General features: G+C 71.6%; 20 protein-coding genes and 1 pseudogene. 6 read left to right on the top strand and 15 right to left on the bottom strand.

From position 1 onward, the window contains the following. The 11 genes and pseudogenes from ABZ478_RS18385 to uvrC form a co-directional block, all read right to left on the bottom strand. Positions 1 to 304, bottom strand: a pseudogene (locus ABZ478_RS18385) (glucose-6-phosphate isomerase); the annotation flags it as partial. Positions 305 to 550: 246 nt separating this feature from the next. After that, positions 551 to 886, bottom strand: coding sequence for an RNA polymerase-binding protein RbpA (locus ABZ478_RS18380; RefSeq protein WP_003957010.1), 336 nt, complete (start codon positions 884 to 886; stop codon positions 551 to 553). 211 nt (positions 887 to 1,097) lie between these two features. Beyond that, positions 1,098 to 1,328: a preprotein translocase subunit SecG gene (secG, locus tag ABZ478_RS18375; protein ID WP_359550500.1), complete on the bottom strand. Its 231-nt coding sequence runs from the start codon at positions 1,326 to 1,328 to the stop codon at positions 1,098 to 1,100. A gap of 113 nt (positions 1,329 to 1,441) precedes the next feature. Beyond that, positions 1,442 to 2,218: a triose-phosphate isomerase gene (gene tpiA, locus ABZ478_RS18370; RefSeq protein WP_359550480.1), complete on the bottom strand. Its 777-nt coding sequence runs from the start codon at positions 2,216 to 2,218 to the stop codon at positions 1,442 to 1,444. Positions 2,219 to 2,223: 5 nt separating this feature from the next. Further along, positions 2,224 to 3,435 (bottom strand): phosphoglycerate kinase, encoded by a 1,212-nt coding sequence (locus ABZ478_RS18365; protein ID WP_359550478.1) that lies wholly within the window; start codon positions 3,433 to 3,435, stop codon positions 2,224 to 2,226. Positions 3,436 to 3,579: 144 nt separating this feature from the next. Beyond that, positions 3,580 to 4,590 (bottom strand): type I glyceraldehyde-3-phosphate dehydrogenase, encoded by a 1,011-nt coding sequence (gene gap, locus ABZ478_RS18360; RefSeq protein ID WP_358939658.1) that lies wholly within the window; start codon positions 4,588 to 4,590, stop codon positions 3,580 to 3,582. 296 nt (positions 4,591 to 4,886) lie between these two features. After that, positions 4,887 to 7,841 (bottom strand): M14 family zinc carboxypeptidase, encoded by a 2,955-nt coding sequence (locus ABZ478_RS18355; RefSeq protein WP_359550476.1) that lies wholly within the window; start codon positions 7,839 to 7,841, stop codon positions 4,887 to 4,889. 151 nt (positions 7,842 to 7,992) lie between these two features. After that, on the bottom strand, positions 7,993 to 8,982 hold the full coding sequence (whiA, locus tag ABZ478_RS18350; protein WP_358939662.1) for a DNA-binding protein WhiA: 990 nt from the start codon (positions 8,980 to 8,982) through the stop codon (positions 7,993 to 7,995). Then, the gene (yvcK, locus tag ABZ478_RS18345; RefSeq protein WP_359550474.1) at positions 8,973 to 10,067 is read right to left on the bottom strand and encodes a uridine diphosphate-N-acetylglucosamine-binding protein YvcK; all 1,095 of its coding nucleotides are present in this window, start codon (positions 10,065 to 10,067) and stop codon (positions 8,973 to 8,975) included. The genes whiA and yvcK overlap by 10 nt, the downstream gene beginning before the upstream one ends. Beyond that, complete coding sequence (rapZ, locus tag ABZ478_RS18340) at positions 10,064 to 11,065, bottom strand: RNase adapter RapZ (protein WP_359550471.1); 1,002 nt, start codon at positions 11,063 to 11,065, stop codon at positions 10,064 to 10,066. The genes yvcK and rapZ overlap by 4 nt, the downstream gene beginning before the upstream one ends. Beyond that, positions 11,062 to 13,341 (bottom strand): excinuclease ABC subunit UvrC, encoded by a 2,280-nt coding sequence (gene uvrC / locus ABZ478_RS18335; protein ID WP_359550469.1) that lies wholly within the window; start codon positions 13,339 to 13,341, stop codon positions 11,062 to 11,064. Before uvrC ends, rapZ begins: the two co-directional genes overlap by 4 nt. Before the next feature lie 326 nt (positions 13,342 to 13,667). On the opposite strand from uvrC, the gene ABZ478_RS18330 reads away from it, so the two are divergent. Then, on the top strand, positions 13,668 to 14,615 hold the full coding sequence (locus tag ABZ478_RS18330; RefSeq protein ID WP_359550467.1) for a hypothetical protein: 948 nt from the start codon (positions 13,668 to 13,670) through the stop codon (positions 14,613 to 14,615). A 21-nt stretch (positions 14,616 to 14,636) separates the two neighbouring features. Here ABZ478_RS18330 and ABZ478_RS18325 read toward each other — a convergent pair whose 3' ends face one another. Next, positions 14,637 to 15,062: a Rieske (2Fe-2S) protein gene (locus ABZ478_RS18325; protein ID WP_359550465.1), complete on the bottom strand. Its 426-nt coding sequence runs from the start codon at positions 15,060 to 15,062 to the stop codon at positions 14,637 to 14,639. A gap of 276 nt (positions 15,063 to 15,338) precedes the next feature. Here ABZ478_RS18325 and ABZ478_RS18320 point away from each other — a divergent pair, with 276 nt between their 5' ends. After that, on the top strand, positions 15,339 to 16,463 hold the full coding sequence (locus tag ABZ478_RS18320; protein WP_359550462.1) for a LacI family DNA-binding transcriptional regulator: 1,125 nt from the start codon (positions 15,339 to 15,341) through the stop codon (positions 16,461 to 16,463). Next, entirely contained in the window at positions 16,460 to 17,371 is a 912-nt protein-coding gene (locus tag ABZ478_RS18315) for a carbohydrate kinase (RefSeq protein WP_359550459.1), read from the top strand. Before ABZ478_RS18320 ends, ABZ478_RS18315 begins: the two co-directional genes overlap by 4 nt. A gap of 90 nt (positions 17,372 to 17,461) precedes the next feature. Here ABZ478_RS18315 and uvrA read toward each other — a convergent pair whose 3' ends face one another. Continuing rightward, positions 17,462 to 20,506: an excinuclease ABC subunit UvrA gene (gene uvrA / locus ABZ478_RS18310; RefSeq protein ID WP_359550456.1), complete on the bottom strand. Its 3,045-nt coding sequence runs from the start codon at positions 20,504 to 20,506 to the stop codon at positions 17,462 to 17,464. A 225-nt stretch (positions 20,507 to 20,731) separates the two neighbouring features. Between uvrA and ABZ478_RS18305 the strand changes: the two genes are divergently transcribed. Beyond that, entirely contained in the window at positions 20,732 to 21,418 is a 687-nt protein-coding gene (locus ABZ478_RS18305; protein WP_359550454.1) for a maleylpyruvate isomerase family mycothiol-dependent enzyme, read from the top strand. 45 nt (positions 21,419 to 21,463) lie between these two features. Further along, complete coding sequence (locus tag ABZ478_RS18300; RefSeq protein ID WP_358939682.1) at positions 21,464 to 22,120, top strand: MBL fold metallo-hydrolase; 657 nt, start codon at positions 21,464 to 21,466, stop codon at positions 22,118 to 22,120. 286 nt (positions 22,121 to 22,406) lie between these two features. Here ABZ478_RS18300 and aroQ read toward each other — a convergent pair whose 3' ends face one another. After that, positions 22,407 to 22,880 (bottom strand): type II 3-dehydroquinate dehydratase, encoded by a 474-nt coding sequence (gene aroQ, locus ABZ478_RS18295; RefSeq protein ID WP_359550452.1) that lies wholly within the window; start codon positions 22,878 to 22,880, stop codon positions 22,407 to 22,409. 223 nt (positions 22,881 to 23,103) lie between these two features. Between aroQ and ABZ478_RS18290 the strand changes: the two genes are divergently transcribed. Next, positions 23,104 to 24,375: an MFS transporter gene (locus ABZ478_RS18290; protein WP_359550449.1), complete on the top strand. Its 1,272-nt coding sequence runs from the start codon at positions 23,104 to 23,106 to the stop codon at positions 24,373 to 24,375. Positions 24,376 to 24,401: 26 nt separating this feature from the next. On the opposite strand, the gene ABZ478_RS18285 is transcribed toward ABZ478_RS18290, so the two are convergent. Beyond that, positions 24,402 to 25,502, bottom strand: coding sequence for an ionic transporter y4hA (locus tag ABZ478_RS18285; protein ID WP_359550445.1), 1,101 nt, complete (start codon positions 25,500 to 25,502; stop codon positions 24,402 to 24,404). Positions 25,503 to 25,589 lie beyond the last annotated feature (87 nt).

Here is a 25,589-nt window from a genome sequence, read left to right as displayed (position 1 = left end):
CGGTGTGCAGCACCGCCCGGTCCTCGGTGATGTTGATCTTCTCGCCGCGGAACATGGCGTCCCGCAGACCGAAGACGTCCGTCGCGGCGGCGAGCTCGCGCAGGAGCCGCAGCGTGTCGTCGGTGACCAGGTGCTTGCTGTAGTCGATGTGCAGGTCCCCGACCTGCAGTGTGTACCCGGTGCCGCGCCGCGGGTCGGCGGCGAACAGGTCTCGCAGACGGGTGTCGGCCAGCTCCTCCCGGTGCTTGGCGAGAGCGCTCCACTCGGGCGTCTGGTTGAGCCTGGTACGGCCGTCTGCGTTCATCTCGACGTCAGCCTTCTCTCCTGCGACCTGTCCTGCTGTGTACCTTGCCCCGCTGCCGGTCCCAACCTAGTTGATCAGCACCGGTGACGAGCGCTCATGGCGTCGTCCACGCGGGCAACAACAGGTACGTCCGGCTTGCGGGCAGGTGTCAGCACGACGGCGGCGGGAGACACGGAAGGCGGCCGTGCGCGGGACCCCGCTACAGATGCGGCCAGGCGCCCATGGGCACCCGGCCGGTTGCAGGTCTCAGATCTCGCCGCGCAGTTTGGCGAGGGCTTCGGCGAGGATCGCCTCGCCGTCCGCGTCGCTGCGCCGCTCCCGTACGTACGCGAGGTGCGTCTTGTACGGCTCGGTGCGCGGCGGGTCCGGCGGGTTGTCCCGGTCCTGGCCGGCCGGGAAGCCGCAGCGCGGGCAGTCCCAGGTATCGGGCACCTGCGCGTCGCTGGCGAAGCTGGGCTGGGTCTCATGCCCGTTGGAGCACCAGAAGGAGATGCGCAGACGCGGCGCGGACTCGCCGCGCTCGGCCTCGCCCATCGGCCCCGCCCCGACCCGGCTACCTCGGATCGCGTTGCCACTTGCCACGGTCGTAACTCCCTGCGTGATGGTGCCGCAAAGCGAGTCGGCGTTTTCGCTTCGCTGCGAGCGCCTCAGTCTACGTAAGGCCCAACGCGCGTCCAGTGATTGGAGTTACCGGCCCCGCACCTAGACGCAAGCCCCATGATAGGCCGCGCACAGGAGCGCGTACCGAACATGGGGCCTTACGTACGGAATGGATGTACCTGGGCGGTGCGGATCAGCCGTTCGACTTCATCAGCAGGCCGAGGACGACGATGCAGGCGAACCACAGGACCCCGATCACGATGGTGATCCGGTCCAGGTTGCGCTCGGCGACCGAGGAGCCGCCGACGGAGGACTGCATGCCGCCACCGAACATGTCGGAGAGGCCGCCGCCCTTTCCCTTGTGCATCAGCACCAGCAGCATCATCAGCAGGCTGAAGACGATCAGGGCGATCGAGAACCCCAGAACCACGGCTGGACCAACTTCCTCGGAATCGGATGGACGACGGGGGCACGGCACCTGGCCATGCCCCCGCAAGGGTACGACGAATCGTCGTTACCGCCTACTCACGGCCAGGATCACTGATCGCGGAACCGAACGATCTTCACGAACTCGTCGGCGTCCAGCGAGGCGCCGCCGATCAGGGCGCCGTCGATGTCGGCCTGCGCCATGATCTCGGCGACGTTGCCCGACTTCACGGAGCCGCCGTACTGGATGCGGACCTTGTCGGCCAGCTCCTGGGAGTACAGCTCGGCGAGCTTGGCGCGGATCGCGGCGCAGACCTCCTGGGCGTCCGTGGCGCCGCAGACCTTGCCGGTGCCGATGGCCCAGACGGGCTCGTAGGCGATCACGATCGTCTCGGCCTGCGCGGCCGGGATGTCCTTCAGCCCGCCCTCGACCTGGGCGAGGGTGTGCGCGACGTGGTTGCCCGCCTCGCGGACGTCCAGCTCCTCGCCGACGCACAGGATCGGGGTGAGGCCGTGCCTGTGGGCGGCCTTGACCTTGGCGTTGACGAGTTCGTCGGTCTCGTGGTGGTACTGCCGGCGCTCGGAGTGGCCGACCACCACGTACGTGCACTTCAGCTTGGCCAGCATCGAGCCGGAGATCTCGCCGGTGTAGGCGCCGGAGTCGTGCGCCGAGAGGTCCTGGGCGCCGTACTTGATCTTCAGCTTGTCGCCGTCGACCAGGGTCTGTACGGAGCGCAGGTCGGTGAAGGGCGGCAGGACGGCGACCTCGACGGCCTCGTAGTCCTTGTCGGCCAGGGCGAAGGCGAGCTTCTGGACGTGCGCGATGGCCTCGAGGTGGTTGAGGTTCATCTTCCAGTTGCCCGCCATCAGCGGCGTGCGCGTGCTCATCGGGTTCAGTCCTCCAGTGCGGCGAGGCCGGGGAGCGTCTTGCCCTCGAGGTATTCGAGGGAGGCGCCGCCACCGGTCGAGATGTGGCCGAATGCGTTCTCGTCGAAGCCGAGCGTACGCACGGCCGCGGCGGAGTCACCGCCGCCGACGACGGTGAAGCCGTCGGTTTCCACGAGGGCCTGGGCGACCGCCTTGGTGCCCTCGGCGTAGTCGGGGTGCTCGAAGACGCCCATGGGACCGTTCCAGAAGACGGTCCCCGCGTCGGCGAGCTTCGAGGCGTAGAGCTCCCGGGTCTTCGGGCCGATGTCCAGGCCCTCCTGGTCGGCGGGGATCTTGTCCGCGTCGACCACGCTGTGCTCGGTCGGGGCCTTGGCCTTGAGGTCCGGGAACTCCCGGGAGACCACGACGTCGAGGGGCAGCAGCAGCTCCACGCCCTGCTTCTGAGCGCGCTCCATGTACTCGGTGACGGCCGGGACCTGGTCCTCCTGCAGGAGGGAGATGCCGACCTCGTAGCCCTTGGCCCTGAGGAAGGTGTAGGCCATGCCACCGCCGATGAGGAGGCGGTCGGCCTTGCCGAGCAGTTCGTCGATGACGGCGAGCTTGTCGGAGACCTTGGCGCCGCCGAGCGCGACGACGTAGGGGCGCTTGACGTCCTCGGTGAGCTTCTTCAGGACGCCGACCTCGGTGGCGATGAGGTAGCCGGCGTAGTGCGGCAGGCGGGCCGGGAGGTCGTACACGGAGGCGTGCTTGCGGTGCACGGCGCCGAAGCCGTCGCCGACGTACACGTCGGCGAGGGCGGCGAGCCGGTCTGCGAACGCGCCGCGCTCGGCGTCGTCCTTGGCCGTCTCGCCCGCGTTGAAGCGGAGGTTCTCCAGGACGGCGACCTGGCCGTCGCCGAGACCGGCGACCGTGTCCTGGGCGGACGGGCCCACGGTGTCGGCCGCGAAGGCCACGGCGGAGCCGAGGAGTTCACCCAGGCGGGAGGCCGCCGGGGCGAGGGAGAAGGCGGGGTCCGGGGCGCCCTTGGGGCGGCCCAGGTGCGAGGCGACGACCACCCTGGCGCCCGCGTCCGCGAGGGCCTTCACGGTGGGCAGGACGGCGCGGATGCGGCCGTCGTCGGTGATGGTCCCGTCAGCGAGCGGCACGTTGAGGTCGGCGCGGACGAAGACCCGCTTTCCGCTCACGCCGTCGGCGAGAAGTTCGTCGATCGTCTTCATGGGGTGGACTCCTGAGGAGGGCTCTTGATGCCCCTGATCGTATGAGGGCGTGGTCCGTACGCGAGACAGGGCCCGGGCAGCGCGACGGTGCGCTGCCCGAGCCCTGCTCTCACTTCAAGGTCCTGCTGCTGTGATCTCGGACGATCAGAGCTGGTCGCCGACGAAGACCGTGAGGTCGACGAGGCGGTTGGAGTAGCCCCACTCGTTGTCGTACCAGCCGAGGATCTTCACCGAGTTGCCCTCCTGAACCATGGTCAGGGAGGAGTCGAAGGTGCAGGAGGCCGGGTCGCCGACGATGTCCGAGGAGACGATCTCGTCCTCGGTGTAGGCCAGGAAGCCCTTGAGGTCGCCGTCCTCGGAGGCCTTCTTGAACGCGGCGTTGACCTCGTCCTTGGTGACCTCGCGCTGGAGCGTCACGACGAGGTCGGTGGCGGAGCCGGTGGGCACCGGCACGCGCATCGCGATGCCGTCCAGCTTGCCCTTGAGCTGCGGCAGGACCAGCGCGGTGGCCTTGGCGGCACCCGTGGTGGTCGGGATGATGTTCTCGGCGGCGGCACGGGCGCGGCGCAGGTCCTTGTGCGGGAAGTCCAGGATGCGCTGGTCGTTCGTGTACGCGTGCACCGTCGTCATCAGGCCCTTGACGATGCCGAAGTTCTCGTCGAGCACCTTCGCCATCGGCGCCACGCAGTTGGTGGTGCAGGAGGCGTTGGAGATGACGTGGTGGTTCGCCGGGTCGTACTTGTCCTGGTTGACGCCCATCACGATGGTGATGTCCTCGCCCTTGGCCGGAGCCGAGATGAGGACCTTCTTGGCGCCACCGGCGATGTGCTTCGCGGCGTCTTCCTTCTTGGTGAAGATGCCGGTCGACTCGATGACGATGTCGACGCCCAGCTCGCCCCACGGGATGTCGGCCGGGTTGCGCTCCGACAGCACCTTGATGGTGTGGCCGTCGACGGTGATGGTGTCGGCGGTGTGGGAGACCTCCTGCTTGAGGCGGCCCAGGATCGTGTCGTACTTCAGCAGGTGTGCGGTGGTCGCGGTGTCACCCAGGTCATTGACGGCCACGACCTCGATGTCCGCGCCCTGCTGCAGCAGTGCGCGGAAGTAGTTACGCCCGATGCGGCCGAAGCCGTTGATGCCTACGCGGATCGTCACGAACCGATCTCCTCGTTGGTACGCCGGCCATGCGGTGCCGGCGAGCTGTATTTGGGATGTCCCCGACCACCCCCGACCCTACCCCTCCGGGGGCCCCGAGGTGACATCGAGATGCCGCATACACGGGCAGGCGGTCCGTACCCGTCAGTAGGGTACGGACCCTCCCGGATCGGCATTCGTTTCACTCCTATTTGTTACGGAATGCGAGTGCCCGATGGAGCTTTTTTCACTCGTTCGTGAGCGGGTCGGCTCACCTGATGACCAAGCCTCGCCGCACCGTTGAGAGGGGGTTCCGCTCACCTGTCGAGTGCGGCCAGCGCCTTCCCCATGACGGCTGCCCGGTCGGCGGCCGACGGCACCTGTTCCAGGCCGAATCCGAGCAGCACCGTGTCGTCGGTGGTGACCGCTCCGTAGGTCTGGAACAGGGTTCCGGTCCGCGTCCAGTCCTTCAGCACCGCCGGGCTGCCCGCGGGCGGTCCGGCCACCTTCCAGGCACCGAGGGACGACTCGAATCCCTCGGTGTCCTTCGCCGTGCCCCCGACGACGAGGGAGGCGTCGTCGGCGAGGACGCCGTGTCCGCCGCTGCCCGGGTCGGTGACGTAGGCGATAGAGACTTCCACCGTCCGCCCGGCGTAGGCGCTGAGGTCGAAGCCGGCCTGCCGCCAGCCGCCGGAGCTGCCGGTGAGGCTGTGCCACGAGCCGGTGGTGCCGGTCGCGGCGCAGGTGTTGTCGCCGAGCGTCAGGTAGTGCCCGAGCCACGGATGCTCACCGATCAGGAAGCCGGCTCCGCACTCGGCCGGTACGGAGTCGGTGGTGGCCCCGCCCGTCTCCGGCAGGGTCGTCCAGTCGCCGGCGCCCACGGTGTGCGCCTCGATCACGGCGTGGTCGTAGCCGGGTTCGGTGTCCCACAGCAGGCGGGTGGAGAGGGTGGGCCGCTCCGCCGCGGTGACACCGGTGAGGTCGATGGTGCGGGTGAGGCGCTTGTAGGCGTCGTCGGTGTGCACCGCGGCGGCCATGGCGGAGCCGCTGTACGGGCCGTAGGGGTTGACGGTGCCGGCGAATCGGCCCGCGCCCTCGCTCCTGAACTGCGGGTACGTGGACGGGGACAGCTCGTCGGAGGTGACGCCGTAGGTGCCGGCCCGGTCCAGCGGGTTGCCGGGCGCGTCGCCGAGGGCGCCGCTGTAGCCGTCGAGGCCGCCCGAGCCGGTGAAGCCGGTGGCCCCCTTGGTCGAGGTACGGCTGTAGGCGCCCAGGTAGTACTGGCTGAAGTCGTTCGAGAGGGTGCCGTCGCCCAGGTCGACGCTGCCGCCGGCCAGCTCGCCGGCCTCGATCAGCTTCCCGCCCTCGTTGAGGTAGGCGCGCAACTGGAGCTGGGTGGCGTTGCCCGGGCCGCCCGTGCCCGAGTAGTGCACGACGGTGCGGAAGTGCTTCAGCACGCCGAGGGCGTCCGGGGCGCCCCGGCCGGCCACGTCCCACACGACCGCCCGGTGCCCGGCGGCCCGGAGCGCGTCCGCGTACTTCCCCGCCTCGGCGGCGCTCGCGCCCTCCTCGGCGACGACGAGGGTGTCCGCGCGGGACCGCTCGGCGACGGTGTACGTGAAGTGCGGGCCGGTCACCTTCCCGCCCTTGCCTGCCTCGCCGGTGAACCACACCTCGACCCGGTCGCCCGGCCTGCCCCCGGGCACCGTGGCCCGGTACTCGTCGAAGTAGAGGTTGTCCTCCCCGCCGTAGGTCCGGCCGCCCTTCCAGGGCCGCAGCGGCCGCTCGTGGGTACGGCCGCCGTTGACGCGGTACTTGAGCTTCTTGCCGCGGACCGCCTTGCGGACGACGGCCGAGACCTCCTGGCCGGCGCCCCGGGAGTACGACGTGGTGAACGCGGCCGGGGTGATGTCCGCGGCGTCGAGCCCGACCGATGAGACCGGCCGGTCCGGGTGGGCTGCGGTCTCGGCGACGGAGAGCGCGAAGGGGACGTTCTTCACGAACTCCTGCTGGATCAGCTTCTCGTCGTCGGGGAAGCTGAACACCGACTGGCAGTCCTGGGCCTTCCAGGCGTCGTCCGGATCGACGTCCGAGGCGGTCTGGCAGGTCGACATCTCGGGGGTGAACATCGAGACGCCGTTGACGTTCGAGGCATGGCCGTCCGCCTCGCCGTTGGTGGTGTACAGCTCCGAGGAGAGCTGTGAGTGGTAGCCCGGAACGGCCGGCCGGGCGGGGGTGCCGGCGAGCGCCCGGTAGAGGACGTCGTCGGGGGTGGGCGTGGCCACCTGCCAGCCGACGCCGTACAGCAGGAGTTCGGCCGCGGAGTGGTAGTTGACGGCGTACTTGAACCCGACCCGCTTCTCGAGGGCGTCGAGGGCCTTGGTCTCGGGCTCGGAGCCGGGGCTCGCGCCGCGGTAGGTCTGGCTGGTGGAGCTGGGGGACGAACCCTCGTCGTCGTAGCCCCACTTGTAGGCGAAGTTGCGGTTGAGGTCGACGCCGTCGCCGGTGCTGATGACACCGTCACCGTTGACGTCGCGGAGGTTCTTGCGCCACAGGCGGTTGCCGGGGCTCTTGAAGGTGTAGTCGTAGCCGTCGGGGTTGGCCGAGAGGACGAACCACAGCTCGGTCGAGTCGACGATCTTCCTGATCCGCCGGTCGGTGCGGTAGTTGTCGAGGTAGTAGTGCATCAGGCGGCGGGTCGTCTCCGGCGTGATCCACTCGCGCGCGTGCTGGTTGGACATGTACAGCACGGAGGGCTTGGAGCCGTCCTTCGACTTCCTGGCGTCCCTGGTCAGCCTGAGCGCGAGGATGTCCTGGCCGCCGACGGTCCTCCCGATGGACTCGACCTTGGTGAGGCCGGGGTTGGCCCGCGCCGTCCGCAGGATCTCCTCCCTCAGGCCGCCGTCGCCGCTGTACGGGCGGAACACGCCCTGGGCGGCGCCCTTCAGGCGGGCCTCGGTCCGGGCCGGCAGGGTGTGCTCGGTGAGCCGGACGCCCTGCTGCTCGAGCTTTCTCGCCTGACGGTCGGTCAGGTAGACCTCGACGGCGGTCCGGCCGCCGGCGGCCACCTGTTCGGACAGCTCCCGGCCGTCCTGGCCGGCCGCGAGGAGCAGGGGCACCTGCTGGCGGGTGACCTGGGCGCGGAAGACCTTCACCTCGTCGGGGTGGGACGGGGCGGGACCCGCGCCCTGCGCCTGGGCGACGGGCGTGAGGCTCGCGGCTCCGGCGAGGAGCGCGCCGACAGCGAGGATCGATCTCGCTCTGTGTCTCATGAACCCCCCTAGGGCCTGACCGCCACAGCGACGGGCAGGCTGCCAGGTTCATGTCACTCCATGATCGAGTCAAGGGCGCCTCATGGACACGCAAACGCCGGTGCCGGTGGCCCAAGTGGGCACCGGCTCCGGCGAGTTGGCGTGACGCGGGTCAGCCCGCCAGGTTGTCCGCCAGCTCCTCCGAAAGGTTGGACTCCGTGCCCGGAATGCCCATGTCGGAGGCGCGCTTGTCGGCCATCGCCAGCAGCCGGCGGATCCGGCCCGCGACCGCGTCCTTCGTGAGCGGCGGGTCGGCGAGCGCGCCCAGCTCCTCCAAGGAGGCCTGCTTGTGCTCCATGCGCAGGCGCCCGGCGGCGGCGAGGTGCTCGGGCACCTCCTCGCCGAGGATCTCCAGGGCCCGCTGGACGCGGGCGCCGGCGGCCACCGCGGCGCGGGCCGAGCGGCGCAGGTTGGCGTCGTCGAAGTTGGCGAGCCGGTTGGCGGTGGCCCGCACCTCGCGCCGCATCCGGCGCTCCTCCCAGGCCAGCACCGACTCGTGCGCGCCGAGCCGGGTCAGCAGGGCGCCGATCGCGTCACCGTCACGGACGACCACCCGGTCCACCCCGCGCACCTCGCGGGCCTTGGCCGCGATCGACAGCCGGCGGGCGGCGCCGACCAGGGCGAGCGCGGCCTCCGGTCCGGGGCAGGTCACCTCCAGAGAGGAGGAGCGGCCCGGCTCGGTCAGCGAGCCGTGCGCCAGGAACGCCCCGCGCCAGGCGGCCTCCGCGTCGCAGGTGGCCCCCGAGACCACCTGCGGGGGCAGGCCGCGGATCGGACGGCCGCGGCCGTCGACGAGGCCGGTCTGGCGGGCCAGCTGGTCGCCGCCCGCCACCACCCGCACGACGTAGCGCGAGCCGCGGCGCAGGCCGCCGGGCGCCATCACGATCAGTTCCGAGCTGTGGCCGAAGATCTCCAGGATGTCCCGCTTGAGCCGGCGGGCGGCCATCGCGGTGTCCAGCTCCGCCTCGATCACGATGCGCCCGCTCACCAGGTGAAGGCCGCCGGCGAACCGCAGAATGGCGGAGACCTCCGCCTTCCTGCAGCAGGTCCGGGTGACGGGGAGCCGGGAGATCTCGTCCTTCACCGCTGCCGTCATCGCCATGGGCCGATCCTTCCATGCATCCGAAAAATACGGTCGTACGCGGCGGCCAACAGCTCCGGGTCGTGCCTGGGGCTTCCGTCGGTCCGGGCCACCGGCGCCAGCTCGACCGCGGCTCCGAGCCGCTTGGCGGCCTCGGTGAGCGAATCGCGGTCGGGCACGGCGGCCTCGTCGGCCAGCACCACGTCCAGGGCGAGTTTAGGGGCGTGTCGCCCCAAAACCTCCAAATGACGCTGCGGGGAGAAGCCCTCGGTTTCTCCGGGCTGCGGGGCGAGGTTCAGCGACAGTACACGGCGCGCCTTGGTCGCGGTGAGGGCGTCCAGCAGCTCGGGCACGAGCAGGTGCGGGATGACCGAGGAGAACCAGGAGCCGGGGCCGAGCACCACCCAGTCCGCGTCCAGGACCGCCGCGACGGCCTCCGGGACGGCGGGCGGGTCGTGCGGCACGAGGTGCACCGACTGCACCTCACCCGGGGTGAGGGCCACCGTCGCCTGGCCGCGGACGGTGTCCACGTCCTCGGGGCGCTCCGGGTCGTGCCCCTTGACCAGGGCCTGCAGCTCCAGCGGCACCGCGGACATGGGCAGCACCCGCCCGTGCGCGCCGAGCAGCTTGCCGACCAGGTCCAGAGCCTGGACGTGGTCGCCGAGCTGTTCCCACAGGGCCACGATCAGCAGATTGCCGACCGCGTGGTCGTGCAGGTCGCCCTGGGACTGGAAGCGGTGCTGGATGACCCTGGCCCAGGTCTGGCCCCAGTCGTCGTCCCCGCACAGCGCGGCCAGCGCCTTGCGCAGGTCGCCGGGCGGCAGCACGCCCAGTTCGTCGCGCAGACGCCCGCTGGAGCCGCCGTCGTCGGCCACCGTGACGACGGCGGTGAGGTCACCGGTGATCCGGCGCAGCGCGGCGAGCGAGGCGGACAGGCCCATGCCGCCGCCGAGCGCGACGACCTTGGGCTGTGCGCCGCGCCTGCGGGGCCGGCCGCCTCGTGCCCCGGCCGGGCGGACCGCCCCGCCGTCGGCCGTCGCGCGGCCCGAGCGGCTGTCCGGCGCCATCCGGCGCAGCCGGCTCAGCCGCCGTGTACGTTCCGTCATTCCCGTCCCATGTCCCGGTGTACGACCACCGTCTCCACGCCCTCGGCCACGAGGCGCGCGGCGAGCTTCTCCGACATCGCCACCGAGCGGTGCTTGCCCCCGGTACAGCCGATGGCGATGGTCACGTACCGCTTGCCCTCGCGCCGGTACCCGGCCGCGATGAGGCGCAGCAGTTCGGCGTACCGGTCGAGGAACTCCTTGGCGCCGGGCTGGTTGAAGACGTACGCGGCCACCTCCTCGTTGAGGCCGGTGTACGGGCGCAGCTCCGGGACCCAGTGCGGATTGGGCAGGAAGCGCATGTCCGCGACCAGGTCGGCGTCGACCGGGAGGCCGTACTTGAAGCCGAAGGACATGACGGTGGCCCGCAGCTCGGGCTCCTCCTCGCCGGCGAACTGGGCGTCCATCTTGGCGCGCAGCTCGTGCACGTTGAGGCTGGAGGTGTCGATCACCAGGTCGGCGTCGCCGCGCAGCTCGCGCAGGAGTTCGCGCTCGGCGGCGATGCCGTCGACGATCCGGCCGTCGCCCTGCAGCGGGTGCGGGCGGCGCACCGACTCGAAGCGGCGCACCAGGGCGTCGTCGGAGGACTCCAGGAAGACGATCCGCCGGGTGACGTGCTTGGCCTCCAGGTCCGCCAGGGACTCGCGGAGGTTGTCGAAGAAGCGGCGGCCGCGCACGTCGACGACGACGGCGATCCGCGCCACGTTGCCCTGGGAACGGGCGCCCAGCTCGACCATGGTCGGGATGAGGGCGGGCGGCAGGTTGTCGACGACGAACCAGCCGAGGTCCTCCAGACACTTCGCCGCCGTCGACCGGCCCGCTCCGGACATGCCGGAGATGATCACCAGCTCGGGGATGGCCGCCTCGGCGGGGCCGGCCGGTGTGACGTCCGTACTCACCTGTGCTCCGTTGTCCTGAACCGGCTGCGGCGGCTGGTTCCCGCCCGCTTCCCCGTGCGCCTGTTCTCGCTGTGCCGTGGGCTGTGCTTCGTGCTCGGTCATGTCTCCTGCCCCCGTCGTTCGTCCGGGAGGCCCGCGCTCACGGGCTCCCCCGCGGAACCCGCCGTCGTTTCGGGTTCCTCGTCCTCAATGATCTCTCCGGTCGCCGTGTTCACGGCGGGTCCGGCCGGGACCGCCCCGGCGAGTGCCGCGGCGATGGTCTCGGCCGTCTTCCGGCCTATCCCGGGCACTTCCTGGATCTGCTCGATTGTGGCGGACCGCAGCCTCTTCACCGAGCCGAAATGCTTGATGAGCGCCTGTTTGCGGGTGTCGCCGAGGCCGGGCACGTCGTCCAGGGGGCCGGCACGGAAACGCTTGGCGCGCTTGGTGCGCTGGTAGGTGATCGCGAAGCGGTGGGCCTCGTCGCGGACACGCTGGAGCAGGTACAGGCCCTCGCTGGTGCGGGGCAGCACCACCGGGTCGTCCTCGCCGGGCACCCAGACCTCCTCCAGGCGCTTGGCGAGGCCGCACACGGCGATGTCGTCGATGCCCAGCTCGTCCAGGGCCCGGCGGGCCGCGGCGACCTGCGGCTGCCCGCCGTCGACGACGACGAGCTGGGGCGGGTAGGCGAACTTCCTGGGCCGGCCGTCGTCCTCCTTGAGGGCGCCGTCGATCACGTCCGTGCCGGTGAGCGGGACCGCCGTGCCGTCGGTGGGCGGGGTCCCGCCGTCGGTGGGCGGGGTCCCGCCCTCGGTGGGCGCGGCCTCTTCGCCGGTGAGCGGGGTCCCGCCGTCAGCGGGTACAGCCTCGTCGCCGTTGAGCGGGGCCCCGCCGTTGCCGAGCGCGATCCCGCCGCCGGTGGGCGTGACCGCCTCGTCGGTGCGGGCGATCCCGCCGCCGGTCGTCGCCTCCTCGCCGTCGGCCCACTCCCCCGTGCGCTCCTTCTCGGCGAGGTAGCGCCGGAAGCGGCGGCTGATCACCTCGTGCATGGAGCGGACGTCGTCCTGCCCGGCGAAGCCCCTGATCTGGAAGCGGCGGTACTCGCTCTTGCGCTGCAGCCCGTCCTCGAAGACGACCATGGAGGCGACCACGTCGTCGCCCTGGAGGTGCGAGATGTCGTAGCACTCGATCCGCAGCGGCGCGCTGTCCAGGTCCAGGGCCTCGGCGATCTCCTCCAGCGCGCGCGAGCGCGTGGTCAGGTCGGAGGCGCGCTTGGTCTTGTGCAGCGCGAGGGCCTGCAGGGCGTTGCGCTGCACGGTCTCCATGAGGGCCTTCTTGTCGCCGCGCTGCGGCACGCGCAGCGAGACGTTCGCCCCGCGGCGGCCGGCCAGCCACTCCTGGACCGGCTCGACCGGCTCCGGCAGGGCCGGGACCAGGACCTCCTTGGGTACGGCGTCCCCGCTCTCCTCGCCGTAGAGCTGCTGCAGGGCGTGCTCGACGAGGGCGCCGGTGGTGACGTCCTCGACCTTGTCCGTCACCCAGCCACGCTGGCCGCGCACCCGGCCGCCGCGCACATGGAAGATCTGCACCGCCGCCTCCAGCTCGTCCTCGGCGACGGCGATGAGGTCGGCGTCGGTCGCGTCGGCGAGCACGACCGCGTTCTTCTCCATGGCCTTCTTCAGGGCCCCGATGTCGTCGCGCAGGCGGGCGGCCCGCTCGTACTCCATCTCCTCCGCGGCTTCCGTCATCCGGCTCTCCAGCCGGCGGAGGTACGTACCGGTGCGGCCGGCCATGAAGTCGCTGAACTCCTCGGCCAGCTCCCGGTGGTCCTCCGGGGTGATCCGGCCGACGCAGGGGGCGGAGCACTTGCCGATGTAGCCGAGCAGGCAGGGCCGGCCCGTGCGGGCGGCGTTCTTGAAGACACCGGCCGAGCAGGTGCGCACCGGGAAGACGCGCAGCAGCAGGTCGACGGTGTCCCGGATGGCCCACGCGTGCGCGTACGGGCCGAAGTACCTGACGCCCTTCTTCTTGTGACCGCGCATCACCTGTACGCGCGGGAACTCCTCGTTCATCGTCACCGCGAGGTACGGGTAGCTCTTGTCGTCGCGGTACTTGACGTTGAACCGGGGGTCGTACTCCTTGATCCAGGAGTACTCCAGCTGCAGGGCCTCGACCTCCGTGGACACCACGGTCCACTCCACGGACGCGGCGGTGGTCACCATCGTCCGGGTGCGGGGGTGCAGGCCCGCCAGGTCCTGGAAGTAGTTCGCCAGGCGCTGGCGCAGGCTCTTCGCCTTTCCGACGTAGATCACCCGGCGGTGCTCGTCACGGAACCTGTACACCCCTGGGGAGTCCGGGATCTCACCCGGCCTGGGGCGGTAGCTGGAGGGGTCGGCCATGCTTCACACCCTACTGGCGAGCACCGACACCGCGTCGGGCCTGTGGACGGCGCACCTGGGGCGGACACTCCCGGGGGCGGGCGAGGTCGGCCGGAAATCGCGCGTGCGGGGGCCGTGACCCGGCCAGAGCGGACCGCGACCGGTCCGCGGTGTTGTCGGGGCATGGTCAACACGCTTCAATGCGTGGGAACTCGGGGCCGTGCCCACCGGGCACGGACGCGACGTGCGCGGAGACGGGCGTGCCCGGGCGTCCACGGGGGTGGATCCGCGCCCGCGCCAGCGGTCTGACCAGCCGTCGTGACACCTTCACAGAAAGGCCTCTGCCTATGCGGCACGCCACAGAGCACGCGGACGTTCCCATCGCCGAACTGGACACGGCCCTGCGGGGCGGCCCGTTCCATGTGGCGCTGCGCGCCGCGATCGCCGCCCGCGGACTACCGCTCCAGCGGGTGCAGCACCATCTCTCCCGCCACGGGGTGAGAGTCGGCATCACGAGTCTGAGCTACTGGCAGCAGGGGGCCCGGCGCCCCCAGCGCCCCGAGTCGCTGCGCGCCGTGCGGGCCCTGGAGGAGATCCTGCGGCTGCCGGACGAGTCCCTGATCCGGCTGCTCACCGAGCCCGGCGGGCCGGGGCCGGCCGGGCGCCGCCCGGCCCGCTCCTACCGCTCCCTGGCCGCCGCCTGTGACGCCGGGAACCGGCTCCGGGCCGATCTGGGCTGGTCCCTGGACGGGGGGCTGCACACCCTGGGCCATCACGAGCGCGTCCGGATCGGCGCCCGGCGCGAGCTGGCCGGCCTGGAGTCCCAGCACATCGTGCGGGCCCATCGCGACGGCGTCGACCGGTTCGTAGCCGTCCACCACGGCGACCCCGGCTGCAGCCCGGGCGCGATGGCGGTGCGCGCCCTGGAGAACTGCCGCACCGGCCGGGTCCGCTGGGACCAGGACACCGGTGTGCTGGTGGCGGAGCTGCTGTTCGGCACCCGGCTGCGCTGCGGCGACACGTTCCTCTTCCGCTTCGGCGTCGAGGACGGCACGGCGGGAGTCTCGGGCGAGTACGCCCACCGGTCCGGTTTCCCGGGCGGCCAGTACGCGCTCCAGGTGAGCTTCGCGGCGCAGGCGCTGCCCGCCCGCTGCCACCGCTTCACCCAGCACAGCCCCGCCGCCCCGCGCGGTGGCCGGCAGGAACTGCGGATCAGCGCGCCGCACCACGGCGTCCATGTGGTCGAGCCCCGGATCCGGCCGGGGCTGGTGGGCATCGCGTGGGAGTGGGAGTGAACCCGCCGGGAAGGAACCGGATCAGGCGCCGGGCCCGGCGATGATCCGCCCCTTCGAGGCGCGGACCGGAAGCTCGCCGAGCGGCTCGGTGGCCGGGGCCTGCAGCACCTTGCCGGTCACCGCGTCGAACTCGCTGCCGTGGCAGGGGCAGATCAGGGTGGTGCCCTGGAGCTTGTTGATGACGCAGCCGGCGTGGGTGCAGACCGTGCTGTAGGCCTTGAGCGCGCCGCCCGCGTCCCGGCTGACCACCACGTTCCGGTCCCGGTAGAGCTTGGCGCCGCCCTTCGCTACCTCGCTCTCGGCGCCGAGGTCGACCGGCGTGGTCGGGGCGGCGTCGGCCGAGTCGTCGCCCGGGGCCGAGCAGGCGCCGAGTCCCAGGCCGGCGGCCGGGGCCACGGCGGCTCCGCGGAGGACGGTACGGCGGCTCGCTGACGATCGGGCGGGCATCAGGATCTCCACTGCTCAGGGGGCGTGCAGCCCGACGATACCCGGGCTCGTCCGGGGGCCGGGGGGCGGGTCGGGCACGGCGGCGGACGGGCGGCGAACCCTGTGGACGAGGGCGGCGACGGGGCGAGCGCTGATAGGTAAACGTTTGCGCAAGCGTTTACGCGGGCGGTGGGATGGGATACCTTCCCAGCCGATGGCCCCCCGCCGTCCGTGGCTCCAGCGGCTCACGGCTCCGGGGGCTCGGACACTTCAGTCGGCCGGAGAAGGGATGACGCGATGCCCACCATGGCGGACGTGGCCCGCAGCGCCGGAGTCTCCGTGGCGACCGTCTCCCACGTGCTCAACGGCACGCGTCCGGTACTGCCCCACACCCGGCAGGCCGTGCTGGACGCCGTCGACGCCCTCGGTTACACCCCCAACACCCTGGCCCGCTCCCTGGTGACGTCCCACACCCGCTCCATCGGTCTCGCGGTGTCGGCGATCAGCAACCCGTACTTCACGGAGATCCTCCAGGGGGTCGAGGCGGCCGCCCGGGAAGCGGGCTACAGCCTCCTCATCGCCGATCCGCACGACGACCCCGCGCACGAGCGCAAGGCCGTCCAGCTCCTCCACGAACGCCGGGTGGACGGCGTCATCGTCGCCCCGTCCGCCCGCCCGCGCGACCTCGTGGCCTACCTCGGACGCCACGCCGTGCCCGCCGTGTTCCTCGACCGGGTGCTCCCGGCCCGCGACCACGCCGGCGGCGGCCCCGCGCTCGGCCGGGCCCCCTTCGATCAGGTGTGCGCCGAGAACACCGGCCCGATGGCAGACCTCGTCGGTCATCTCGCGGCCCTGGGCCACCGCCGGATCGGCCTGGTCGCGGGCCTGCCCGGCCTCAGCACCACCGAGGAACGGACCGCCGGGTACCGGCAGGCCCTGACCGCCGCCGGACTCGCCCATGACGAGGATCTCGTGGTGTCCGGTCACTCGGAGTCGGCCGGCGCCGAGCGGGCGACGGCCGCGCTGCTCTCGCTGCCCGCTCCGCCCACCGCCCTCGTCACGGCCAACAACGCCATGACGATCGGCGCCCTGCGCACCCTGCGCGAGCGGAGTCTGGCCGTGCCGGACGGCATCGCGCTGTGCTGCTTCGACGACTTCGCCTGGGCCGACCTGTTCTCGCCCCGGCTCACCGCCATCGCCCAGCCCAGCCGGGAGATCGGCGCACGGGCCGTCCGCGTGCTCCTGGAACGGCTGGCCGCGCCGGACCGGCCCACCAGGACCGTCCGGCTGCCCTGCGCGTTCGTCCACCGCACCTCCTGCGGGTGCCCGGAGCGGCGGGACGGGGCCCCTGGCCGCCCGCCGGCCGGGACCGGCGGGACCACCGAACCATCCGCGCCTCTGGAGAGGGGAACCGCCTCGTGATCGTCGTCGCCGGAGAGGCACTGATCGACCTGGTACCGCGCGCCCCGGGCGCCCTGGCCGACCTGAAGCCGGCGCTGGGCGGCGGCCCGTACAACACCGCGGTGGCCCTCGGCCGTCTCGGCTCCCCGACCGCCTTCTGCTCCCGCACCTCCCACGACGCCTTCGGGGAGGCCCTGCTCGACGGACTGCGGCGGGCCGGGGTGGAGGTGTCGGACGTACAGCGCGGGCCCGAGCCGACCACCCTGGCCGTCGCCACGGTCGACGCCGATGGCTCGGCCGCCTACTCCTTCTACGTGGACGGCACCGCCGACCGCCTCTTCACCGCCCCCGCCGCTCTTCCCGGGGGCACGCGCGCGGTGTCCTTCGGCACGTGTTCGCTCGTGCTGGAGCCCGGGGCGAGCGCCTACGAGAAGCTGATGCGGGACGCGGCCGCACAGGGCCTGTTCACCGCCCTCGACCCCAATATCCGCACCGGGCTGATCCCGGACGCAGACGCCTACCGGGCGCGCTTTCGCGGCTGGCTGCCCTCCGTGACGCTGCTGAAGCTGTCCGCGGAGGACGCCGAGTGGCTCGGCGGCACTCCACGGGAGTGGCTGGCCGCGGGGCCTTCGGCCGTCGTGGTCACCCGGGGCGGCGAGGGCCTCACCGTGCACACCCGGGACGGCGCGGAGTACTCCGTGCCGGGCGAGAAGGTCGAGGTCGTGGACACCATCGGCGCCGGGGACACCGTGAACGCGGCCCTGCTGCACGGACTGGCCGCGCAGGACGCGCTGTCGCCCCGGGGGCTCGCCGCCCTGGGACCGGACGGCTGGCGGCGGCTGCTGCGGTTCGCGGCGCGCGCGGCCGCGGTCACCTGCTCCCGGGCGGGGGCGGAACCGCCGTTCGCGCCCGAAGTAGGCGAGCTGTAGCCCCTCCCCCGGTACACAGGCGGCGCCCCGCGGGGAGTTCCCGCGGGGCGCCGTCTGCGTGACGGCGCGTCAGGAGGGCCGCCGCTGACCTCAGGCCTTGCGGGCCCGGGTCGTCTTCTTCGCCGGTGCGGCCTTCTTCGCCGCTGCCGCCTTCCTCGTGGCGGTGGTGGCCTTTCCGGTGGCCGTGTTGTTGGCCTTGGCCGTCACCGTCTTCTTCGCCGTGGACCGGGCGGCGGCCGTCTTCCTGGCCGCCGTGCCACGCGGTGCCTTCACCGGTTCCGCGTCGCTGACGCGGTCGGCGCCGAGGACCTCGCGCAGGAACTTACCGGTGTGGCTGGCCGGGACCCCGGCGACCTCCTCGGGCGTGCCCTCGGCGACCACGAGACCGCCGCCGGCGCCGCCCTCCGGTCCCATGTCGACGAGCCAGTCGGCGGTCTTGATCACATCGAGGTTGTGCTCGATGACGATGACCGTGTTGCCCTTGTCGACCAGGCCGGAGAGGACCTTCAGCAGCTTGCTGATGTCCTCGAAGTGCAGACCGGTGGTCGGCTCGTCCAGGACGTAGACCGTGCGGCCGGTGGAGCGCTTCTGCAGCTCGCTGGCGAGCTTCACGCGCTGCGCCTCGCCACCGGACAGGGTGGTCGCGGACTGGCCGAGGCGGACGTAGCCGAGGCCGACGTCCTTGAGCGTGCGCAGGTGCCGGGAGATGGACGGGACGGCCTCGAAGAAGTCGGTCGCCTCCTCGATCGGCATGCTCAGCACCTCGGCGATGGACTTGCCCTTGTAGTGGACCTCCAGGGTCTCCCGGTTGTACCGGGCGCCGTGGCAGACCTCGCACGGGACGTAGACGTCCGGGAGGAAGTTCATCTCGATCTTGATCGTGCCGTCGCCCGCGCAGTTCTCGCAGCGGCCGCCCTTGACGTTGAAGGAGAAGCGGCCGGGCAGGTAGCCGCGGACCTTCGCCTCGGTGGTCTCGGCGAACAGCTTGCGGATGTGGTCGAAGACGCCGGTGTAGGTCGCCGGGTTGGACCGCGGGGTGCGGCCGATGGGCGACTGGTCGACGTGCACGACCTTGTCGACCAGGTCGTCGCCGTCCACGCGCGTGTGCCGTCCGGGGACGTTGCGCGCGCCGTTCAGCTCGCGCGCCAGGTGCGTGTACAGGATGTCGTTGACCAGCGTCGACTTGCCGGAGCCGGACACGCCGGTCACGGCCGTGAACACACCGAGCGGGAAGGACACGTCGATGTCCTGCAGGTTGTTCTCCCGCGCGCCGTGCACGGTGAGCTGCCGGGACGGGTCGCGGGGGCGCCGTACGTCGGGCAGCGGGATCGACTTGCGGCCCGAGAGGTACTGGCCGGTCTGGGACTCGGTGTTGGCGAGCAGTTCCTTCAGGGAACCGCTGTGCACGACCTTGCCGCCGTGCTCGCCGGCGCCGGGGCCGATGTCCACGATCCAGTCGGCGACCTTGATGGTGTCCTCGTCGTGCTCGACGACGATGAGCGTGTTGCCCATGTCGCGCAGCCGGACCAGGGTCTCGATCAGCCGGTGGTTGTCACGCTGGTGCAGACCGATGGACGGCTCGTCCAGCACGTACAGGACGCCGACCAGGCCGGAACCGATCTGGGTGGCGAGGCGGATGCGCTGGGCCTCGCCGCCGGAGAGGGTGCCGGCCGCGCGGTTGAGCGAGAGGTAGTCGAGGCCGACGTCGACCAGGAACTTCAGTCGTTCGTTGACCTCCTTCAGGACCCGCTCGGCGATCTTCTTGTCGCGGGCGTTCAGCTTCAGTTCGCCCAGGAAGTCCGCGCAGTCGCTGATCGACATCGCGGAGACCTCGGCGATGGACTTCTCCATGACCGTCACGGCCAGGACGATCGGCTTCAGGCGCGTGCCCTCGCAGGAGGGGCAGGGCACCTCGCGCATGTAGCCCTCGAAGCGCTCACGGCTGGCGTCGCTCTCGGCCTCGCTGTGCCGGCGCTTGACGAAGGGCACCGCGCCCTCGAAGGGAGTGGTGTACACGCGCTCGCGGCCGTACCGGTTGCGGTAACGGACCTCGATCTGGGTCTTGTGGCCGTACAGCAGGGCCTTCCTCGCCCGCTGGGGCAGGCCCGCGAAGGGGATGTCGGTACGGAAGCCGAGGGCGTCCGCGAGGGCGCCGATCAGACGGCCGAAGTAGTCCTTGGTGTGACCGTGCGACCAGGGGTGGATGGCGCCCTCGTCGAGGGACTTGTCCTCGTCCGGGACGATCAGTTCGGGGTCGACCTCCATGCGCGTGCCGATGCCGGTGCACTCGGGGCAGGCGCCGAAGGGCGAGTTGAAGGAGAAGGAGCGCGGCTCCAGCTCCTCGAAGGACAGGTCGTCGTACGGGCAGTACAGGTGCTCCGAGTACATGCGCTCGCGCTCGGGGTCGTCCTCGGGGAGGTCGACGAAGTCGAGCACGACCATGCCGCCGGACAGGCCGAGCGCGGTCTCGACGGAGTCGGTGAGCCGGCGCTTGGCGGAGTCCTTGACCGTGAGGCGGTCGACGACCACCTCGATGGTGTGCTTCTCCTGCTTCTTCAGCGTGGGCGGTTCGGAGAGCTGGACGGTCTGGCCGTCGACGCGCGCGCGGGAGTAGCCCTTGGTCTGCAGGTCCGAGAAGAGGTCGACGAACTCGCCCTTGCGCTCGCGCACCAGCGGCGACAGCACCTGGAAGCGGCTGCCCTCCGGCAGCTCCAGGACCTTGTCGACGATGGCCTGCGGCGACTGCCGCGAGATGGGGCGGCCGCACTCGGGACAGTGCGGCTTGCCGATGCGCGCGAAGAGCAGACGCAGGTAGTCGTAGACCTCGGTGATGGTGCCGACCGTCGAGCGCGGGTTGCGCGAGGTCGACTTCTGGTCGATGGAGACGGCCGGGGACAGACCCTCGATGAAGTCCACGTCCGGCTTGTCCATCTGGCCGAGGAACTGCCGGGCGTACGAGGAGAGCGACTCCACGTACCGCCGCTGTCCCTCGGCGAAGATCGTGTCGAAGGCCAGCGAGGACTTGCCCGACCCCGACAGGCCCGTGAAGACGATGAGCGAGTCGCGCGGGAGGTCGAGCGAGACATTCTTCAGGTTGTGCTCGCGCGCTCCACGGACGATGAGACGGTCGGCCACGCCGGTCCGCACCTTTCTTGAGAGAAGTGACAGGGGCCGGGGCCCCCGTGCTTCTTCGAGACTAGGGGGAGCCACTGACAGCGCCGGTCGGATTCCGGGATGCATAACAATCGCGGGCCCTTCTGCATGCCCGGCGCCACCTTCGACGATATAGCACGTGCTTTCGATTTACGGGCGAGCTTCACCACCTTCACCCGAAGGGGTGGCGCGGCTAGGGTCAGGGCCATGATTGATCACGCTCATGACCTGGCATGTGTGCAGGACGCGACCGAGCGGCTCCTCACCGCTGTCGCCAAGCTGGACAACGCCGCGACGGCCGAGCCGTCACGCCTGCCCGGCTGGACCCGCGGACACGTCCTCGCCCACCTCGCCCGCAACGCGGACGCCCTCGTGAACGTCCTCGAGGGCCGGCCCATGTACGAGAGCGCCGAGGCCCGGGACGCCGACATCGAGCGGGACGCCCCGCGTCCGCCGGCCGCCCAGCTCACCGACGTGCGCGAGAGCGCCGACCGTTTCCAGCGGGCGGGGGCCGTGCCGGCGGACTGGACGCGCACGGTGGAACTGCGCAACGGCGTCACCGACTCCGCGGCCCGGCTGCCGTTCCGGCGGTGGGCCGAGGTGGACCTGCACCACGTGGACCTCGGGATCGGCTACGAGCTGGAGGATCTTCCGGCGGAGTTCACGGAGCGCGAGACCGGCTTCCTAGCCGACCGCTTCGCCGGACACCCCGAGGTCCCGGCGACCCACATCACCGACGGTACGCGCGCGTGGCGCACCGGCCGCGAGGCGGCCGTGGCCGAGGTCACGGTGAGCGGCGCGCCGGCGGACCTGCTGGGCTGGCTCGCCGGGCGCCGCGAGGGGGCCGCGCTGGAGGTGACGGGAGGCCCGCTGCCGAAGCTGCCTCCGCTGTAGCGCGACACGGTTCTCCGGGCGCCGGCCCGCTATAGGCTGATCACCATGACGTACAGCGGAGAGGTCAGGGTCGGCGGACCCGCGGACGTGCACGAGCTGAAAGACCTGATGATCACCAAGATCGCGGTCGGCCCGATGGACAACAACGCCTACCTGCTGCGCTGCCGGGCCACCGACGAGCAGCTGCTGATCGACGCCGCCAACGATGCCGGGGCGCTGCTGGGCTCGATCGGTGACGACGGCATCGCGTCCGTCGTCACCACCCACCGGCACGGCGACCACTGGCAGGCGCTCGCCGAGGTCGTGGCCGCCACGGGCGCGGTGACGTACGCCGGCCGGGAGGACGCGCCCGGCATCCCGGTGGCCACCGACGTCCTCGTCGACGACGGCGACGTCATCCGGGTCGGCCGCGTGGAACTCACCGCCCGCCACCTCGTCGGGCACACCCCGGGCTCCATCGCGCTGGTCTACGACGACCCGCACGGCCATCCGCACGTGTTCACAGGCGACTGTCTCTTCCCGGGCGGTGTGGGCAACACCCACAAGGATCCCGAGGCGTTCGCCAGCCTGATCCACGACGTCGAGACGAAGATCTTCGACGTACTGCCGGACGAGACCTGGGTCTACCCCGGACACGGCAACGACACCACGCTGGGCACGGAACGGCCGCACCTGCCCGAGTGGCACGCGCGCGGGTGGTAGCCGCGAAGGCATCACAGACGCCGGGCGCACGCCCTTGATGCACGCCCGGCGCGCGCGCAATGGCGCGCGCCCCGTGTGAACTCTTCACACGCGCCGGGTCCGCGTGCGCGCTCCCCGGGTCCCGTGACACGCGGTCAACTGGTAGCAGCCCCGCACAGGACGACGGCTCCTGAGCGGTATGGGCCGCCGGTCTCCAACCCCGCCCTCGGCCGGCGGCCCGGGCGGAAGCACGTTCGGCATCGCCCACGCCCTGTGCCCGGACGGCCGCCCGCGGCCGCCCGGTGGGCTACGCCTCGGCCCGAGCCGCACCCGCCAGCGCGGCGACCCGCTCCACGCCGAACACATACCCCTGCACCCCGCACCCCGCGATCACGCCGTCGGCGCGCAACGAGATGTAGCTGTGGTGCCGGAACGACTCGCGCTGATGGATGTTGGAGATGTGCACCTCCAACACCGGCAGGCCGTCACAGGTGTTGAGCGCGTCCAGGATCGCCACCGACGTGTGGGAGTAGGCGCCGGGGTTGATGACGATGCCGCAGTGGTTCAGCCGCGCCTCGTGGATCCAGTCGACCAGTTCGCCCTCGTGGTTCGACTGCCGGAAGTCCACCGTGCCGCCGTGCGCGGCCGCGGCCTTGGCGCACATCGCCTCCACGTCGGCGAGCGTGTCCTTGCCGTAGATCTCGGGCTGACGCTGGCCGAGGAGGTTCAGGTTGGGCCCGTTGAGGATCATGATCGGGGCGTTGGCCAGGGTGCGGGGCACGGTTCCTCCGGTCCGTTCGGGCGGTGCGTGCGTTCACGACCGCTGCTCGGACCCGGTCTATCACGGCGCGAGGGGCGGGCGAGGAGCGGCCGAGGGGCGGCGTGCGCCGGTCGGTCCGGCCCACGCCGCGATCCCCGGTCAGCTCCGTGCGCCCCCGTAACCCAAGATCGCTACGGCTGGTTGACGCGGCATGCAGCCCGTACGCCCCGTGAGGGCACCTTCCATGCCGCGGCTGGCGGCCGCCTCGCTCGCCGGGACCGCGATCGAGTTCTACGACTTCTTCGTCTACGGGACCGCGGCGGCCCTGGTGCTGGGGCCGCTGTTCTTCCCGACGTTCTCGCCGACGGCCGGGACGCTCGCGGCGTTCGGGACGTTCGGGGTGGGATTCGTGGCCCGGCCGCTCGGCTCGGTGCTGTTCGGGCACCTCGGCGACCGGCGCGGACGGCGGCCGGTGCTGGTCGTCTCCCTGCTGCTGACCGGTGCCTCGACGGTCGCGGTCGGCTGCGTGCCGACGTACGGGACGATCGGAGCGGCCGCCCCCGTGCTGCTGCTCCTGCTGCGCTTCCTGCAGGGGCTGGGGCTCGGCGGCGAGTGGGGCGGGGCGGTGCTGCTGACCGCCGAGCACGCGCCCGCGGGACGGCGCGCCCTGTGGTCGAGCTTTCCCCAAGTGGGGCCCGCGGTGGGGTTCGTGCTCGCCAACGGGGTGATGCTCGCGCTGTCGGCCGCCCTGCCCGACGACCAGTTCGCCCAGTGGGGCTGGCGGGTGCCGTTCTGGGCGGCCGGGGTACTGGCCCTGGCCGGACTGTGGCTGCGCGCCTCCCTCACCGAGAGTCCCCGGTTCCTGGAGATCGACGACCACGCGCGAGTGCCGCTCGTGGAGGTCGTACGGCACCACGGGCGGCTGGTCCTGCTGACGGCCGGGGCGCTGGCCGTCGGGTACGCGGTGTTCTACGCGGTGACGACATGGTCGCTGGCGTACGCCACCGGACGGCTCGGGGTGAGCCGAACCGTCATGCTGACCTGCGTCATGGCGGCGGTGGTGGTGAAGGGAGCCCTGACGCCCCTCATGGCGCTGCTCGGCGACCGCTACGGCCGGCGCCCGCTGTGCCTGGCGGGCTGCGCGGGGTGCGCGCTGTGGATGCTGCCGATGGTCGCGCTGCTCGCGACCGGTGAACCGCTGCTGATGTTCCTCGGCATCCTGGGCGCGCTGATCGCCTTTATCACCATGTTCGCCGTGATCGCCGCCTACCTGCCGGAGCTGTACGAGGCGCGGGTGCGCTGCACGGGCGCCGCGGTCGGCTACAACCTCGGCGGCGTCCTGGGCGGCGCCCTCACCCCGATCGTGGCGACGGCGCTGGCGGACCGCGGTGGACGCGTCCCGTGGGGTGTGGGCGCCTATCTGACCGGGATCGCCCTGGTGAGCCTGGTCTGCTTCGCCCTGCTGCCGGAGACCCGGCCCGCGCCCGCGCCCGCGATGGAACCGGCCACGGGCTGACCGGGTGGGCCGGCCGCCCCCCGGCGCTAAGGATTGATCGCCAGCTCCAGGTAGGCCGCGAACAGCACCAGGTGCACACCGCCCTGCAGGGGTGTGGCCCGCCCCGGCACCACTGTCAGGGAGGCGACCACCACGGTCAGCGCGAGCAGCAGCATGTGGGTCGCGCTGAGGCCGAGCACGAGCGGTCCGGACAGCCAGACAGAGGCCAGGGCGACGGCGGGGATGGTCAGGCCGATGCTGGCCATCGCCGAGCCGAGCGCGAGATTGAGGCTGGTCTGCACCCGGTCCCGGCGGGCCGCGCGCACCGCCGCGATGGTCTCGGGCAGCAGTACGAGCAGGGCGATGATCACGCCGACGACCGCCTGGTGCAGGCCGGCCGCCTCCACCCCGGACTCGATGGTCGGCGACACACCCTTGGCCAGTCCGACCACGCCGATCAGCGCGAGGCCGAGCAGAGCGAGGCTGAGCCATGCCGTGCGCGCGGACGGGGGTCCGGCGTGGTCGTCCCTCGTGATCACATCGCCCTGCCGGCTGATCGGCAAGAAGTAGTCCCGGTGCCGCACGGTCTGGGTGGTCACGAACAGTCCGTACAGGATCAGTGAGGACAGCGCGGCGAAGGTGAGCTGGACGGTGGAGAACTCGGGCCCGGGTTTGCTGGTGGTGAAGGTCGGCAGCACCAGGCTGAGCGTGGCGAGGGTCGCCACGGTGGCCAGGGCGGCGCCGGTGCCCTCCGGGTTGAAGACCGCGGTGCCGTGCCTCAGGGAGGCCACGAGGAGACTGAGTCCGACGATGCCGTTGCAAGTGATCATCACGGCGGCGAAGACGGTGTCCCGGGCCAGGGTGGCGCTCTTGTCGCCGCCGTCGACCATGAGGGTGACGATCAGGGCTACCTCGATGATCGTGACGGCGATGGCCAGCACCAGGGAGCCGAAGGGCTCGCCCACCCGGTGTGCGATCACCTCGGCGTGGTGCACCGCGGCGAGGACGGACCCGGCGAGTACCAGGGTGGCCAGCGCGACGAGCGGGCCGGGGAGGCCGCGGCCCCAGGTGAGGACGAGCAGGACGACCGCGAGTACCGGCACGAGGAACGTCCACTGAGTGGTGAGCGGTCTGAGCCGAACGATCATGCTGCGATCGTGGCAGACCCGTACAGGATTCGCATTACGTTCTTTTTCGGATCCCTTGTCATCCTTCCCGCGCGGGGCCCCGGCCAC

The sequence above is a fragment of the Streptomyces sp. NPDC005706 genome, from assembly GCF_040631045.1.
In the GTDB taxonomy this organism is placed as follows: domain Bacteria; phylum Actinomycetota; class Actinomycetes; order Streptomycetales; family Streptomycetaceae; genus Streptomyces.
This window is presented reverse-complemented; position numbering and strand designations above follow the sequence as displayed.